Source organism: Amycolatopsis sp. NPDC114505, assembly GCF_055633615.1.
The window spans coordinates 1,337,248-1,352,127 of sequence record NZ_JBVKDV010000003.1; the positions used below are offsets into that span (position 1 = coordinate 1,337,248).

The window sequence follows — 14,880 nt, forward strand, 5'->3', positions numbered from 1 at the left end:
GAGCGAAAGCGGGAGTTCGGGGCCGGTACGGGGGTCGCCTCGCGGCGAGTGGCGCTACACGGCTCCAGCCGGACTGGCACTCCGTGAAGGCAGTGGGTGAGGCCCGGGGACTCCTCCGTACCGACACCCCTTACAACGTCCTACGCCCGCTGGTGTTCCTCGACGTGACCGGGCTCATGCCAGCATCCGGCTCAGGAGGACGCCCAGCCGGTTGCGGTCCGAGGCGCCCAGTTCTGACGTCAGCGGAGCCAGCCCCCTCGCCACCTCCGCCGTCAGTTCCGCGGCCAGCGAGTGGCCCGCCGGGGTCAGGCTGACGCGCACCGAGCGTCCGTCGTCCTCGCTCGCCTGGCGCGCGACCAGGCCACGGCGGACCGCCCGGTCGACCAGCCCGCTCACCGACGACCGGTCCAGTCCCAGGTGCGTCGCCAGCTCCGCCATCTTCGGGGTGCGGTCGCGCAGGATGCCCAGAACCCGCAGCTGCGTCAGGGAAAGCTCGTGCGCCGCCGCCACCTGGCTCAGGTGCGCCATCACCACGAAGGACACCTGGGCCAGGTTGTCCAGCACCTCGTCCGGTTCGGCCATGCCACCGACTCTACCTTGAACTAGTTGGCGATGCCATCTAAAGTAGTGGGCATTACCAACTAAAAGGAGCCGTCATGCGCGCCGCTGTCGTCACCGGGTTCGGGTCTCCGCCCTCCTGCCGGGAGTTCGCCGAACCGCAGCCCACCAGTCCGGACGAGGTCCTCGTCGACGTCGTCGCCGCGGGTCTGCACCCCCGCGTCCGCTCCCAGGCCGATGGTTCGCACTACACCGAATCGGGTGAACTTCCGCTCGTCCCCGGCATCGACGGCGTCGGCCGCGCCCCCGATGGCACGCTGCGGTACTTCGTCCTGCCCGACACCTCGATGGGCTCGATGGCCGAACGGACCCTCGTGGACACCAGACGCAGCGTCGTCCTGCCCGAAGACGCCGACCCGGTGCTCGTCGCCGCCGGGATGAACCCCGCGATGTCGGCGTGGGTCGCGCTGCGCCGGCGGATCGAGTTCGCCGCCGGGCAGGACGTCCTCGTACTGGGCGCCACCGGGAACGCCGGCCGGCTCGCCGTCCAGGTCGCGAAGCACCTCGGCGCGGGCCGGGTGGTCGCCGCCGGCCGCGACGCCGGGCGCCTCGCCACCGTGGACGCGGACGAGACCCTCACCTTCGACGAGCTCGGCAAGGCCGCCGACGTCGACGTCGTCCTCGACTACGTCTGGGGCCCGCCGACGGCCGACGCGCTGCGCACCATCGTCACCGAACGCGCCGACCGGGGCCGCCCGCTGACCTGGGTCGAGGTCGGCTCGGTGGCCGGGCGGACCACCGAGCTCCCCTCGGCCGCGCTCCGGGCGGCCCGGCTGCAGCTCGTCGGCAGCGGCCAGGGTTCGGTGCCGACCCGGGACATCGTCGCGGAGCTGCACGCGCTCGTGAAGGAGATCGGCCGCTTCCGGATCGACGCGCGCGCGGTGCCCCTCCAGGACGTCGGAACGGCCTGGAGGAACACCGGCGAGACTCAGCGCGTCGTCATCACTCCGTGAGGTCCTTGACCTTCGGCGTCGCCCGCACGCCGGAGTGCACGTACCGCTCCCCCGTCGGCAGCGTGTAGAACGTCACCGACACCCAGCCCCGCATCCCCGCGGGGCTGTGGGCGAAGTGGCCCGGCCCGATCGGCACCAGCTCGTCCTCGGTCGTCGTCTCCGGGACCAGCTCGGCGAGCGGGCCGGTGACGGTCTGGCGCATCCACAGCTTCTGGTCGCGGGTGAGGACGTCGATCCGGACCGACTCCCGCTCGTAGACACCGAGGAACTCGGTGGCGTCGACCGCGGGCGGCACCGCGGCCGGCTCGAGCGGGCGCGGCATCGCCACGGCCGCCAGCTCGGCGAAGATCTCGCCGTAGAGCTCCTCGTAGAGGTCGTGGGTGCTGCCGCCGTTGGCGAGCAGCGTGACCGCCAGCCCCTGCTCCGGCAGGATCCGCAGGAACGCCGACTGCCCGATCGTGTTGCCGTCGTGGCCGTACACGCGCCGGCCGTCCCAGCCGAAGCGGATCCAGCCGAGGCCCCACGAGTCGCCGAGCGTGTCCTTGTCGGGCATCTCGAACTGCTCCTGGGTCATCGCCTCGGCCGACTCCGCCGAGAGCAGGCGCGAGCCGTCCGGGCCGAGGCCGCCGGTCAGGTGCAGGCGGGCGAACGCCAGGACGTCGTCGGTCGAGGCCGAGATGAGCCCGGCCGGGCCCGCCGAGCGCGGCAGCCCCCACACCGGCGCCGGCTGCGGCTCGGCGTCGCCCGCGGCGACGTGGCCCACCGCCGCGCGGTGCAGCATCGCTTCTTCTGGCAGGGTGCCCGTGCGCTTCAGGCCCAGCGGCGTGAACAGCCGCTCGCGCAGGGCCGCGTCCCAGGTCTTGCCGGTCAGCCGCTCGATCACCCGGCCGACGAGGACGAACCCCGAGTTGCAGTAGGACAGGGTCGCGCCGAGCGGATGGGACTGCGCGGCTTGGTCGAGCACCGCCACGTACTTCTCGAGGCAGTCGTCGCCGCGGCCGGTGTCGGTGAAGACGTCGCCGTCGATGCCGCTGGTGTGCGTCAGCAGGTGCCGCAGCGTCACCTTCTTCGTGACGTCGGGGTCGGCGAGCCGCAGCTCGGGCAGGACGTCGGCGATCGGCGCGTCGAGCTTCAGCAGCCCTTCGTCGACGAGCTGCATCGCGACGGTCGCCGTCCACACCTTGGTGATCGAGCCGATCTGGAACACCGAGTCGTCGGTGACCTCGACCCCGGTCGCCTTGTTCAGCACGCCGTGGCTCACCTGGACGACCTCGTCGCCGTCGAGCCGCAGGATGCCCAGCGCCGCACCGGGGACGCGGTGCTTGCGCGCGAGCTCGGCGAGGCGGCGGCGCCAGTGCGCCGCGTCGATCGGCACCCGCACCGGCTTGCCCGGCTCGCCCGCGTACTGCTCGACCCAGTCGGCGATGCGGCGGTTGAAGTCGGCGCGGTGCGACGGGCGGCCCTCGAGGATGAACAGGTGGGACGCGCCCGGGTACTGCACCATCCGGGTGGGCACGCCCTGTTCGCGCAGGGCGGTGAACCACTGCTCGGCCTGCCCGGCCGGGCACCGGTCGTCGGCGGCGCCGTGCACGACCAGCGTCGGCGTCCGCACCTTTTCCACCTGAGCCAGCGGGGAAAGCGCCGCGTAGTGCGCGCGGTTCTCCGCCGGGATCGCCCCGAGCTCGGCGACCCCGAGATAGTGGCCGGCGTCGGACGTGCCGGCCATGCTGACGACGTCGCTGACGACCCCGCCCGCGACCGCGGCGGCGAACCGGTCGTCGCGGCTGGTCAGGTAGCAGGTCATGAAGCCGCCGTAGCTGTAGCCGGACACCGCGAGCCGCTTCGCGTCCGCCACCCCCTCGGCGACGAGGTCGTCCAGCGGCTCCAGGAAGTCCTTGGCGTCGGCCACGCCCCAGGCGCCGACCGCGGCGGTGAAGAACGCTTCGCCGTAGCCGTCGCTGCCGCGCGGGTTGAGCAGCAGGACCGCCCAGCCGCGGGCGGCGAGCCGCTGGTGGTAGAGGTGCACGGCGTCGGCGGTGCCGCTCCACGCGTTGTGCGGGCCGCCGTGGATGTCCAGCAGCAGCGGCAGCGGGCCGGTGCGGGCGGGGTCGCGCAGCAGCCAGCCGTGCACGACCGTGCCGTCGGAGACGGTGAACTCCCGCTCCTCGTGGGTGAACAGCTCGACGTCGTCGGGGCCGTGCGCGGTGTGCACCGTCGCCGCTCCCCCGGTGACGTCGACCGTCGCGATCTCGCCGTAAGAGGTCGGCGTGGTGAGCAAAACCGCCGCGGTGCTCCCGGCGACGCTCAACGCGGCCACCGTCGTCCCGTTCTCGCCGAGGACCCGCCGCGGCTCGCCAACGGTCACGTTGACGGCGTACAGGTGCGTGTAGCCGCGGTCGCGGACGCAGAACAGGACCGTGGAACCGTCGCCGGCGAGCTGCGGGAGCGCGCCCGGGTAGCCCGGGCCGCCCGGCATCACGTTGCGGTCGAGCGGCGCGGCCAGGTCGACGGTTTCCCCGCCGTCCACGGGGATCCGCAGCAGCCCGAGGTGCCCGGACGCGGTGTCGCGGCGGCCGACGACGAGCAGGGACTCGCCGTCCGCGGTCCACGTGACCGTCCCGCACATGCCCTCGCCCGAGCCGGCCAGGCGGGGCTCGGCGGTGCGATCGGCGGCGTCGAGGACGTAGGCGCCCGACCGGAACGTCAGGTCGGGGTCGGCGTCGAGAGCCGCGGCGAAGGCCAGCCGCCCGCCGTCCGGCGACCAGGCGGGGTCGCCCGCGTGCCAGTCCCCCGACGTCACGCGCCGGACCTCGCCGGTGGCGACGTCGAGGACGTGGAGGTGCTTGCGCAGGGTCCGCAGCAGCCCGGCGCCGTCGGCCTTGAAGTCCAGCCGGTCGGCGACCACCGGCGCGTTCGCGCGACGCCCCTGCGCGCCGTCGTCCTCGCCTTCCTCGGCGTCGAGGTCGATCGGGGCGCTGAAGGCGATTTCGGCGCCGTCCGGGCGCCACACCGGCGTTCCCGCACCCAGCGGGAGCGTGGTGACCTGCTCGGGCTCACCGCCGCCGGTGGGCAGCAGCCACAGCTGGGCCGGGCCGTCCTGGGCGCGCAGGAACGCGATCCGCGTCCCGTCCGGCGACCACGCCGGGGCCACGTCGCGGCGGCCGCGGGTCAGCCGGCGCGCCTCGCCGCCGCTCGTGGCGACCTGCCAGAGCGACGAGGTGTCCTCGTCCTTCTCGCGATCGGCGGTGCGCAGCACGTAGACGATCCGGGCGCCGTCGGGCGAGAGCGCCGGTTGCTCGGGGAACTCAAGGACGTACAGGTCGTCGGTGCCGATACGGCGGGTCATGCGGATCTCCTTGTGGGATGACGGCTTCACGCGGCGAAGTGGCAGGCCGCGTGGTGCGGCCGGTGGGCGGCGTCGTCGGCCGGGTCGGCGCTGACGCACAGCGTGCGGTCGGTGTGCACGAGCGGGCCGATCGGGCACCGCGGGTGGTAGCGGCACCCGGGCGGCGGGTGGTGCGGGTCGGCGGGTTCGGTGTCGGCCAACGGGTCATCGGTATCCGCGAGCAGGTTTCGGTGCGCCGAGGGCGCGGCGGCCAGCAGGTCCCGCGTGTACGGGTGCTGCGGATCGGTGAGCACCTGCTCGGCGGGGCCGGCCTCGACGATCCGGCCGAGGTACATCACGGCGACGACGTCGCTGACGTACCGCACGACGGCGAGGTTGTGCGAGATGAACAGCATCGACAGCGACAGCCGCCGCTGTACGTCGCGGACCAGGTTGAGCACCGCGCCCTGCACCGAGACGTCGAGCGCCGAGGTGATCTCGTCGGCGATCAGCACCTTCGGCTGCCCGGCCAGTGCCCGGGCGAGCGCGACGCGCTGGCGTTGCCCGCCGGACAGCTGCCCGGGTAGCGTCGCGGCGCGGTCCGGGTCGAGCTGGACCAGCTCGAGCAGCCGCGCGACTTCGGCCCGGCGGGCACCGCGGGAGGTGCCCTTCGGCATCGCCTCGGTGATCGACTCGCCGATCGCCATCCGCGGGTCCAGCGAGGAGTACGGGTCCTGGAACACCATCTGCAGCGGACGGCGCCGCGGCAACCGCCGGACGTCGACGCCGTCGAGGCGCACCTGGCCCGCGCTGACCGGCGCGAGGCCGACCGCCGCCCGGGCGAGCGTCGACTTGCCCGAGCCGGACTCGCCGACCAGGCCGACGACCTTCCCGGACGGGACGGTCAGGCTGACGCCGTCGACGGCAGTCAACTTGCCGTACCGGACGCTCACCGCGTCGAACTCCAGCGTGCTCACGCTGCACCCTCCTCCTGCGACTGTCCGGAAAGGACACTGACCTGCGGGTGCCAGCACGCGACCCGGTGCGCGTCCGCGGTCGGTTCCAGCACCGGGTCCTCGTCCCGGCAGCGGTCGGTCGCCAGCGGGCAGCGGGCGGCGAAGGCGCAACCCTCCGGCACCTGGTCCGGCTCCGGCGGCCGGCCGGGGATCACGGCCAGTGGCTCGCCGCGGTCGGTTTCGAGGTCCACGGTCGTGGCCAGCAGCGCCCGCGTGTACGGGTGCTGGGCCGGGCTCCCGGTCGGCAGGTCCTCCACCACGCGCCCGGCGTACATCACCAGCATCCGTTCGCACGTCTGGGAAACGACGGCGATGTCGTGGCTGATGAGCAGGATCGCCGCGCCCTCGGCTTCACGCGTGCGGGCGAGCAGGCGCAGCACCTGCCGCTGCACGGTGACGTCGAGCGCGGTGGTCGGCTCGTCGGCGATGACGAGCTTCGGCTGCCCCATCAGGCCCATGCCGATCATCGCCCGCTGCCGCATGCCGCCGGAGAACTCGTGCGGGTACTGCCGGGCGCGCCGGGCCGCGGCCGGGACGCGCACCGCGGCCAGCCGGTCGATCGCGCGGGCGAACGCCGCCCGCCGCGACAGGCCGTGGTGCTGCTCGGACACCTCGGCGAGCTGCCCGCCGACCCGGCGGGCCGGGTTGAACGACGTCATCGGGTCCTGGAACACCATGGCGAGCGACGTGCCGAGCTCGCGGTCCGAGGCGGTCGCGAGCGGCGTCCCGGCGAACTCGAGCCGGTCGGCGGTCACCACGCCGGGCGCTTCGATCAGGCGGGACACGGCCAGCGCGGTCAGGCTCTTGCCGGAGCCCGACTCGCCGACGACGCCGATCGCCTCACCCGGGCGGATGCTGAAGCTCACGCCGCGCACCGGCACGGTCCACCCGGCCGGGCCCGGGAACGCGACCCGGAGGTTCTCGACGACGAGCACCGCGTCGGCGGCGGGCTCGGCCACGGCCGATTCCGGGGACGTGGCCGGCGGCGGGAGCGCCCCGCGTCGCGTCGCCCGCGTCCGGACCCCGATCACCCCGGCGACCGTCTCGCCGACCAGGTTGAACGCCAGCCCGGCCAGGACCACCGCCGCGCAGGGCGCGAGCGCGGCCACCGGGTTCACGTAGATGCCGTCGAGGCCTTCGCGCAGCAGCCGGCCCCAGTCGTACTCCGGGGCCTGCACGCCGATCCCGAGGAAGGACAGCCCGGCGAAGGCCAGCAGTGCCGAGCCGGCCCCGATGGTCGCGTTGACGACGAGGGGCTCCCCGATGTTGGGCAGCACGTGCCGGGCCAGCAGCCGGATCCGGCCGACGCCGGACACCCGGGCCGCGGCGATGTAGTCCCGCCCGGCCACCGACGCGGACAGCGTCTGCACCAGCCGGGCGAACGCCGGCGCCACCGCGAACGCGATCGCCAGCACCGCACCCTGCGTGCCCACGCCGAAGATCACCGCGAGGAACAGCGCCAGCAGCAGCCCCGGGAACGCGACCGCGACGTTGACCGCCGCGGTGAGCAGCCGGCCCGCCCAGCGCGGCAGCACCGAGGGCAGCGTCCCGAGGACCACCCCGGCGGTGACGCCGATCGCCGTGGCCAGCACCGCGAGCCCGACCGACAGCCGGGTCGCGACCAGCGTGCGGAAGAAGAGGTCGCGGCCGAGGGAGTCGGTGCCGAACCAGTGCGCCGCGGACGGGCTCTGGCCGATCGCGTCCGTGTCGATCGCGGCGGCGGAGTCACCCCACAGCAGCGGGGCCAGCACCGCCAGCAGCACGACCCCCGCCAGCAGGACCGCCGAGCACGCGCCGACCGGCGTGCGCACGGCCGCCGCCCAGACCGAACCGCGTCGCGCCATCTCACGCCTCCCGGATGGCCGAGCGCGGGTCGAGCACCCCGAGCACGACGTCGACGAGCAGGTTCACCAGGAGCACGCCGACGCCGTAGACCAGCACGATCCCCTGCACCAGCGGGTAGTCCTTCTGCAGGATCGACGCGACGATCGTCGAGCCGAGGCCGGGCCAGGCGAAGACGTTCTCCACCAGTACCGTGCCCGCGACCATCCCGGTCAGCATCAGCCCGCCCAGGGTGAGCGTCGCGGTCAGCGCGTTCGGCAGCGCGTGCCGGACGTACACCAGCCGCGCGGGCAGCCGCTTGGCCCGCGCGGTGCGGACGAAGTCGGCGCCCAGCACCGAAAGCAGCTCCACCCGGACCATCCGCGCGAGCACCGCCGCCGGCCCGGCCGCCAGGGCCGCCACCGGCAGGACGTACGCGCTCACGTCGTCGCTGCCCGCCACCGGGAACCAGCCGAGGCCGACGGCGAGCAGCGCCACCAGCCCGACCGCGACCAGGAACTCCGGGATGGCGGCGAGGAACACGCTCACCGACGTGAAGCCCAGCTCCGCGCCCCGGCGACGCCCGCCGCGGGTCAGCACCGCGAAGCAGACGCCGACCGGGATCGCGACGACGACCACGACGGCGAAGGCCAGCACCGCCAGCTGCAGGGTCGAGGGCAGCCGGTCGCCGATCACCTGCGCCACCGGCTGCCCGCTCGCCATCGACGTCCCGAAGTCGCCGGACAGCAGGTTGCGCACGTAGTGCCCGTACTGCACCCACAGCGGGTCGTCCAGGCCGAGCTCCGCCCGCTTGGCCGCCACCAGCTCGGCGGGCGCGGTCAGGCCGAGCGCGGCCCGCACCGGGTCGCCGGGAACGAGGTGGATCATCAGGAACGCCGCGGTGAGCAGCGCCCACAGGGACACGGCGAACCGGGCCAGCCGCCGCGCGGCGAACGCCGGCCACGGGCTGCCCCGCAGGCCGGCGGGCGCCGCCGCGGTCGTCACTTGGCCAGCATCCGGATCGAGGACGGCGTCAGGCTGCCCTGGCTGAGGGCGAACTTCGCGCCGCTGGCGTAGGTCGGCACGACGGAGTCGAAGTACGGCACCGCGTCCACCCGCTTGATCAGCGCGGTCTCCGCCGCGTTCCAGTCCGCGCAGCTGGCTTCGCCGGGCTTCGTGGCCGCCTGCTGCGCCGCCTGGTCGTACCCGGGGTTGGCGACGTGGGCGAAGTTGGTGCCGTCGGGCGCGGCCGGGCCGGAGACGAACGGGACCAGCTGGCTCGGCAGCGAGAACCCGACCGGGCCGAGGGAGACCTCCCACTCGCCGGTGCCGAACAGGGCCTGGCTGAGGCCGGGGCTGTCGACCGCCTTGAGCGTCACGTCGGCGCCGAGCGACTTCCACGTCTGCTGCGCGAGCTCCGCGGTCGGTGCCATCGTCGGGCCGAGCTGGGTGCCGTAGAGGACCGTGAGCGAGAGCTTCTTGCCGTCCTTGGCACGCACGCCGTCCGCGCCCTTCGTCCAGCCCGCGGCGTCCAAAGAGGACGCCGCCGCGGCCGGGTCGTGGGCCGGCAGGTTGCCGGTGACGGTGTCGCCGGGACACACCGCGGGCTCGTTCGTGATCATGCCCTTCGACGGCTTGCCGGCGCCGCTGGTGAGCACCTTGCCGAGCTGGGGCAGGTCGAGCGCCTGGGTGAGCGCCTTGCGGACGGCTTCGTCCTGTCCGGGCCGCCCGGCCGCCTGGTTGTAGAACACCTCGCCCATGGGTGCGGTGAAGTCGGTGTGGAAGAGCTTGCGCGCCTCCAGCCGCTGCCGGTCCGGCCCGTTGATCTGGGCCGCGTTCAGCTCACCCGAGAGCAGCAGGTTCGTCGCGGTCGTCGTGTTGGGGATGACGCGGATGGTGACCTTGTCCGGCAAGCCGGTCTCGGCCTTCCAGTCGCCGGGGCCCCACGTGTAGTCCTTGCGGCGGGTGAACGTGTAGTGGTCGCTGGGCACGGACTCGGTGACGGCGAACATCCCGGTGCCCGCGTCGCCCTTGGCGAGCAGCTTGCGGTCCGCGAGCCCCTTGGCGCAGGCGATCGGCACGCCGCCGACGTTGCGGGCCAGGAACGCGTCCGGCTTGCCGCTGGTGACGCTGATCGTGCCGGCCGCGTCCGCGGTCGCCTTGGTGCCGGGGGCGACGTAGAGGCCGGCGATCGGCGACTTGTTCGCGGGGTCGCCGACGAAGTTGAGGTTGGCCGCGACGTCGGCGGCGGTCAGCGGGCTGCCGTCCGCGCAGGTGAGGCCCGGGCGCAGGGTGAAGGACGCGGTCGTCGTCGTCGCCTCCCACTTGGCGGCGAGCCCCGGGACGAGCTTGCCGCCGTCGTCGAGGTTCAGCAGCGAGTCGTAGAGAAACCGGTCGACCTGGATGGCCACCGACAGCACGGTCATGTGCGGGTCGAGGCTGCCCGGGTCGGAGCCGACGCCGAGGCTGAACGTCTTGCCGTCCACCGGGGTGCCGTCGCCGGAGCCGGCGGTGCCGCCCGATCCCCCGCAGGCGGTCGCGGCCAGGGCGAGCACCCCGAGCAGGACCACCGCGGTCCGTGTCTTGGTCATGGGGTTTCCTTCCGCAGGTGGGCCACGGCGAGGCGGGCGGCCTCGCCGATCGCGGCGTCGACGGCGGGTTGCCGCTCGGCGAGGGAGTCCGCGCGGGTGAAGACGGCGACGGCGAACCGCCGACCGTCCGGGTAGGACACGACGCCCGCTTCGTTGCGCACCGCGGGCAGGGTGCCGGTCTTGGCCGCGACGGCGACGTCGGAGGGGAAGCCGGCGGAGATCCGGTGGGGCCAGATCTGCTTCGCCATGATGTCCCGGACCCGTTCGCACGCGGCCGGTTCCGCGGCACGGTCGGTCCAGATCGCGTCGAGCAGCGTGGTGATCTCCCGGGGCGTGGAGGCCGAGGTGCGCTCCGGGTCGAGCACCGCGAGCTTCCACGTCCGCTCCGGCGTCGCACCGGCGAACACGGCGTCGAGGTCGGCGTCTTCGTCCGCGCCGAGGTCCGCCAGCACCGACGCGAAGAGGTCTTCGCAGCAGCCGATCAGCCGGGTGCGGCGCAGGTCCAGGTCGGTCAGGACGCGGTCGACGGCGTCCCGGCCGACGCGGTGGTAGAGGACGTCGGTCGCCGCGTTGTCGCTCATGGTCAGCATGAACAGCGCGAGGTCGCGCCAGCTCATCTCGACGTCGTCGGCGCAGCCCGCGGTGCCGATGCCGCCGATGCGGTAGCGCGTCCCGACACGCGTCCGCTCGGTCTCGTCCAGCCGGCCCGCGACGACCTCACGGGCGTAGGCGACGGCGACCGGGATCTTGAACACCGACGCGAGCACCACCGGGTCGTCCGCGCCGACGGCCACCTCCGGCCCGCCGCCGATCTCCCGCGCGTGCACGAAGCCTCGCGCGCCGGCCGCGGCGAAGACGTCGGCGATCTCCGTTTCGACCGGGCTCACACGCTCACCCGCCGATCGGCCCGGCCGGTGTGCAGGTACAGCGCGCGGCCGGTGCCATCGTCCCCGACGAAGGCGTGCGGCAGGTACATGCCCTGCGTCGGCTCGGCCAGGATCAGCGTGTCGCCGGTCATAGCGACCAGCTCGACCCTGTCGGGCTTGGCCAGCTCCGCGAAGATCCCCTTCGGGACGCGCTCGACCCAGACGCGGCCGTCGTCGTCCTGGCTGACCGTGATGTCCGCGACCGACGACGCGTACTCGCCGACGTACCGGGTGGCGTCGATGCGGGGCGCGGCCGAATCCGGCACGGCCGGCACCGGCGGCACGGCGAGCTCGATGCCGGTCAGCTCCTTCAGGAGGTGGCCGACGACCTCGGTGTAGACGGCGACCGGGTCGCCGCCGTTCGTCAGCAGGGCGATGGCGACGTCGTGCCCGGGCGCGAGGCGCAGGAACGACGACTGGCCGATCGTGCCGCCGTCGTGGCCGGCGACCGCGCCGCCGTCCCAGTCGAAGAGCGACCAGCCGAGGCCCCACGCCCGGCCCATCAGGCCGAGGTCGGGCAGCTCCACCTGGCGTTCCCGCATGGCGCGGGCGCTTTCCGCGCTCAGCACGCGGGTGCCGTCGAGGCCTTCGCCGTCGCGCAGGTGCATGGCCGCGAACGTCACGAGGTCGCGTGGCCGCATCGCGAGCATCGAGCCGGCCGGGGCGTTGGACGGCGTCAGCGCCCAGGTGCCGGCGGGCACGGGGTCGGCACCCGGCTCGGGCGTGAGGTGTCCCAGCGCGGCCCGGAAGCGGATCGCCTCGTACGGGCTGGCGGCGGCGTGCGTCAGTCCCAAGGGGACGAACAGGTGCTCGGCCAGGCAGTCGTTGTAGGGCTTGCCGCGCAGCACTTCCACGACGCGCCCGAGCACGCAGAACGCGGCGTTGTTGTAGGAGAACATCTCGCCGGGGGCGAACAGCTGGGGCACGTCGCCCAGGGTGGCGATCAGCTTCCCGACGCAGTCGTCGCCGCGGCCGGTGTCGGTGAAGATGTCGCCCTCGAAGCCGGAGGTGTGGCACATGAGCTGCCGGACGGTGATCCGCGCGGCCGCGTCCTCGTCGGCGAGCGTGAACTCCGGCAGGTACTTCCGCACGGGTGCGTCGAGGTCGAGCGCGCCCTCGTCGACGAGCTGCATCGCCAGGGTCGTCGTCCAGATCTTGGTGATCGACCCGATCTGGAACAGCGACTCGGTGTCGGCCTCGACGCCGGTGCCCTTGTTGAGCACGCCGGCCGCGTGGTCGATGATCTCGCCGCCGGCGTACACGGCCACGGCCGCGCCGGGCACGCGGTGCTCGGCCAGGACGGCCGGGAGCCGGGTTTCGAGCCAGGCGGCGAGTTCGGTGAGTTTCGACATGGGTGCCTCTCGTCCGACGATGGGGAACCGGCGATGCGGGGATGCTAGGACGGGGATCGGGGCGGCCGATTCGTCGAAACCGACGAGACCCGGGGAAACTTTCATCCCCGCGGACGAATCACCCCGGGCGGATCACCGCGGTCGCAGGCGCCGCGGCAGGGCCGACCGGGCCGCCGCGTACCCCACCGCGACCCGGATCCGGACCTTCGACGTCGTGACCGCCGCCCGGACCGCGTACTGCCGGGCCCGTGCGATCACCGTGTCCACTGTGGTCATGTCGTGAGCCACTCCTTCGCGGTGGTGACCTCGGCCAGCCGCGCCGGGATCGGGGTGACGCCGAGGCCGGGCCCGGACGGCACCGGCAGCCGCCCGCCTTCGAGCACGAACGGCTCGGTGATGTCCTCGGTGTAGAACCGGTCCGACGCCGACGTGTCGCCCGGCAGGGTGAAGCCGGGCAGCGACGCCAGCGCGACGTTGGCCGCCCGGCCGAGCCCGGTCTCGATCATCCCGCCGCACCAGACCGGGACGCCGTGCGCGGCGCAGACGTCGTGCACCCGCCGCGCCTCCAGGTACCCGCCGACGCGGCTCGGCTTGATGTTGACGATCCGGCACGCGCCGAGCCTGATCGAGTCCGCGGCCGACCTCGCGGACACGACGGACTCGTCCAGGCAGATCGGCGTCCGGATGTGCTTGGCCAGCTCGGCGTGGCCGAGCACGTCCTCCTCTTCGAGGGGCTGCTCGATCAGCAGCAGCTCGAAGGGGTCGAGCCGCTGCAGCTGCGGCACGTCCGAGAGCGTGTACGCCGTGTTCGCGTCGACCTGCAGCAGGATGTCGTCACCGAAGCGCTCGCGGACCGCGCGCACCGGCTCGACGTCCCAGCCGGGCTCGATCTTCAGCTTGATCCGGACGTACCCGTCGTCGAGGTACCCGCCGACGACGTCGAGGAGCTTCGGGATCGTGTCCATGATGCCGACCGACACCCCGCACGGCACCGAGTCCCGGGTGGACCCCAGCGCCGTGCCGAAGGACACGCCGTGGGCGCGCAGCTCCGCGTCGAGCACCGCCATCTCCAGCGCGGCCTTGGCCATCCGGTGGCCCTTGAACTTCCCGAGCAGCGGGGCGACCTTGTTCGCGGTCAGGTCGCCGGCCGCGAGGAGCGTGGGCACGAGGAACGTCCGCAGCACGTGCTCGACGCCGTCGACGTACTCCGAGGAGTAGAGGGGGTCGACCATCGCCCCGCACTCGCCCCAGCCCTCGCCCTCGGACGTCACCGCGCGCAGGAGCAGCAGCTCGCGTTCGTTCTGCGTGCCGAACGACGTCCGGAACGGCGCGACCAGCGGCATCCGGACGCGCAGGAGTTCCACCCCGGTGAGTTTCACGACGACTGCTCCTTCGCGACCACGTACCAGCCGGCACGATCGAATCCGATGACCGAGGCACCGCCGGCCAGCAGGCCGCCGAGCACGTCCCGCAACGCGACCCGCCACGCCTGGCCCCGGCCGGGGTCGGTGCGCCGCAGCGCCTCGATGTCCGGCGGCACGGCGACGAGCACGACCGGTGCGTCGGCGGGCCCGGTGACCGGGCCGCCGTCGGGGCCGGCCGCCAGTGCGACCGCGGCGCCCCGGGCCCGCAGCGTGGCCGCGTCGAGCGGGGCCGGCTTGCCTTCGGCCGCCGCCCGCACGGCCGGGCTCGTCAGGTCCCAGACGGCCATGATGCGGTCGGTGTCGCCGCCGCCGTTGATGCCGTCCTCCATCGGGCCGTAGAAGTCGGGCAGGTACTGCGACGGCCGGGCGGCCAGCTTGGTCAGGTTGAAGTGGGCGTTGCGCCGCACCAGCGGGTCGAACGTCCACGAGATCACCGGGACGTCCTGGCGCAGCGCCCAGGCGCGCTGGTGCAGCTTGAGCGCGAAGCCGATGCCGCGGCCGAGCCCCGCCGTCGCGACCCCGGCGATGTGGCTGTGCAGTCCCCCTTTCGCGGGGCCGCCGAAGAACCCGAAGCAGGCACCGAGGAGATCCGGCCCGTCGAACGCGCCCCCGACGTAGTTGCCCGCCGAAACCATGGCGCGCAACAGTTCGGACGTCACGGGCTGGTTGCCCGGAGCCGGGCGCCAGATCGACTCGAAGAGCCGGGTCACGGCGGTCAGGTCGGCGACCTCGGCCAGGGTCCGGACGTGGACCCCCGAGGCCGTGGCGGCGGCGGACGCCGTGGTGGCCGCCTCGTCCCGCAGCGGCGGGGCTGTGTTCGTCACGACTTCTGTCACGCCTCCGATCTTCTCCGG

The 14,880-nt window shown here is 73.7% G+C and carries 12 protein-coding genes; 1 reads left to right on the top strand and 11 read right to left on the bottom strand.

Features of this window, described 5'->3' with window-relative positions:
- Nucleotides 1-174 precede the first annotated feature (174 nt).
- Entirely contained in the window at nt 175-582 is a 408-nt protein-coding gene (locus ACZ7OU_RS35410; protein WP_470258567.1) for a MarR family winged helix-turn-helix transcriptional regulator, read from the bottom strand.
- Nucleotides 583-656: 74 nt separating this feature from the next.
- On the opposite strand from ACZ7OU_RS35410, the gene ACZ7OU_RS35415 reads away from it, so the two are divergent.
- Nucleotides 657-1,571, top strand: a complete 915-nt coding sequence (locus ACZ7OU_RS35415; protein ID WP_470258568.1) for a quinone oxidoreductase family protein — start codon at nt 657-659, stop codon at nt 1,569-1,571.
- Here the strand turns inward: ACZ7OU_RS35415 and ACZ7OU_RS35420 are convergent.
- The 10 genes from ACZ7OU_RS35420 to ACZ7OU_RS35465 form a co-directional block, all read right to left on the bottom strand.
- On the bottom strand, nt 1,561-4,917 hold the full coding sequence (locus ACZ7OU_RS35420; RefSeq protein WP_470258569.1) for a serine hydrolase: 3,357 nt from the start codon (nt 4,915-4,917) through the stop codon (nt 1,561-1,563). The two genes, ACZ7OU_RS35415 and ACZ7OU_RS35420, sit on opposite strands and share 11 nt — an antisense overlap.
- A gap of 26 nt (nt 4,918-4,943) precedes the next feature.
- Nucleotides 4,944-5,873, bottom strand: coding sequence for an ABC transporter ATP-binding protein (locus ACZ7OU_RS35425; RefSeq protein ID WP_470258570.1), 930 nt, complete (start codon nt 5,871-5,873; stop codon nt 4,944-4,946).
- The gene (locus ACZ7OU_RS35430; RefSeq protein WP_470258571.1) at nt 5,870-7,756 is read right to left on the bottom strand and encodes a dipeptide/oligopeptide/nickel ABC transporter permease/ATP-binding protein; all 1,887 of its coding nucleotides are present in this window, start codon (nt 7,754-7,756) and stop codon (nt 5,870-5,872) included. The genes ACZ7OU_RS35425 and ACZ7OU_RS35430 overlap by 4 nt, the downstream gene beginning before the upstream one ends.
- A 1-nt stretch (nt 7,757) precedes the next feature.
- The gene (locus ACZ7OU_RS35435) at nt 7,758-8,738 is read right to left on the bottom strand and encodes an ABC transporter permease (RefSeq protein ID WP_470258572.1); all 981 of its coding nucleotides are present in this window, start codon (nt 8,736-8,738) and stop codon (nt 7,758-7,760) included.
- Nucleotides 8,735-10,324, bottom strand: coding sequence for an ABC transporter substrate-binding protein (locus ACZ7OU_RS35440; protein ID WP_470258573.1), 1,590 nt, complete (start codon nt 10,322-10,324; stop codon nt 8,735-8,737). The genes ACZ7OU_RS35435 and ACZ7OU_RS35440 overlap by 4 nt, the downstream gene beginning before the upstream one ends.
- The gene (locus tag ACZ7OU_RS35445; RefSeq protein WP_470258574.1) at nt 10,321-11,211 is read right to left on the bottom strand and encodes a serine hydrolase; all 891 of its coding nucleotides are present in this window, start codon (nt 11,209-11,211) and stop codon (nt 10,321-10,323) included. Before ACZ7OU_RS35445 ends, ACZ7OU_RS35440 begins: the two co-directional genes overlap by 4 nt.
- Entirely contained in the window at nt 11,208-12,602 is a 1,395-nt protein-coding gene (locus tag ACZ7OU_RS35450; protein WP_470258575.1) for a serine hydrolase domain-containing protein, read from the bottom strand. Before ACZ7OU_RS35450 ends, ACZ7OU_RS35445 begins: the two co-directional genes overlap by 4 nt.
- 132 nt (nt 12,603-12,734) lie before the next feature.
- Nucleotides 12,735-12,878 (bottom strand): hypothetical protein, encoded by a 144-nt coding sequence (locus ACZ7OU_RS35455; RefSeq protein WP_470242689.1) that lies wholly within the window; start codon nt 12,876-12,878, stop codon nt 12,735-12,737.
- Nucleotides 12,875-13,981, bottom strand: a complete 1,107-nt coding sequence (gene menC, locus ACZ7OU_RS35460; protein WP_470258576.1) for an o-succinylbenzoate synthase — start codon at nt 13,979-13,981, stop codon at nt 12,875-12,877. The genes ACZ7OU_RS35455 and menC overlap by 4 nt, the downstream gene beginning before the upstream one ends.
- Complete coding sequence (locus ACZ7OU_RS35465; protein ID WP_470258577.1) at nt 13,978-14,862, bottom strand: GNAT family N-acetyltransferase; 885 nt, start codon at nt 14,860-14,862, stop codon at nt 13,978-13,980. Before ACZ7OU_RS35465 ends, menC begins: the two co-directional genes overlap by 4 nt.
- Between the last annotated feature and the right edge of the window lie 18 nt (nt 14,863-14,880).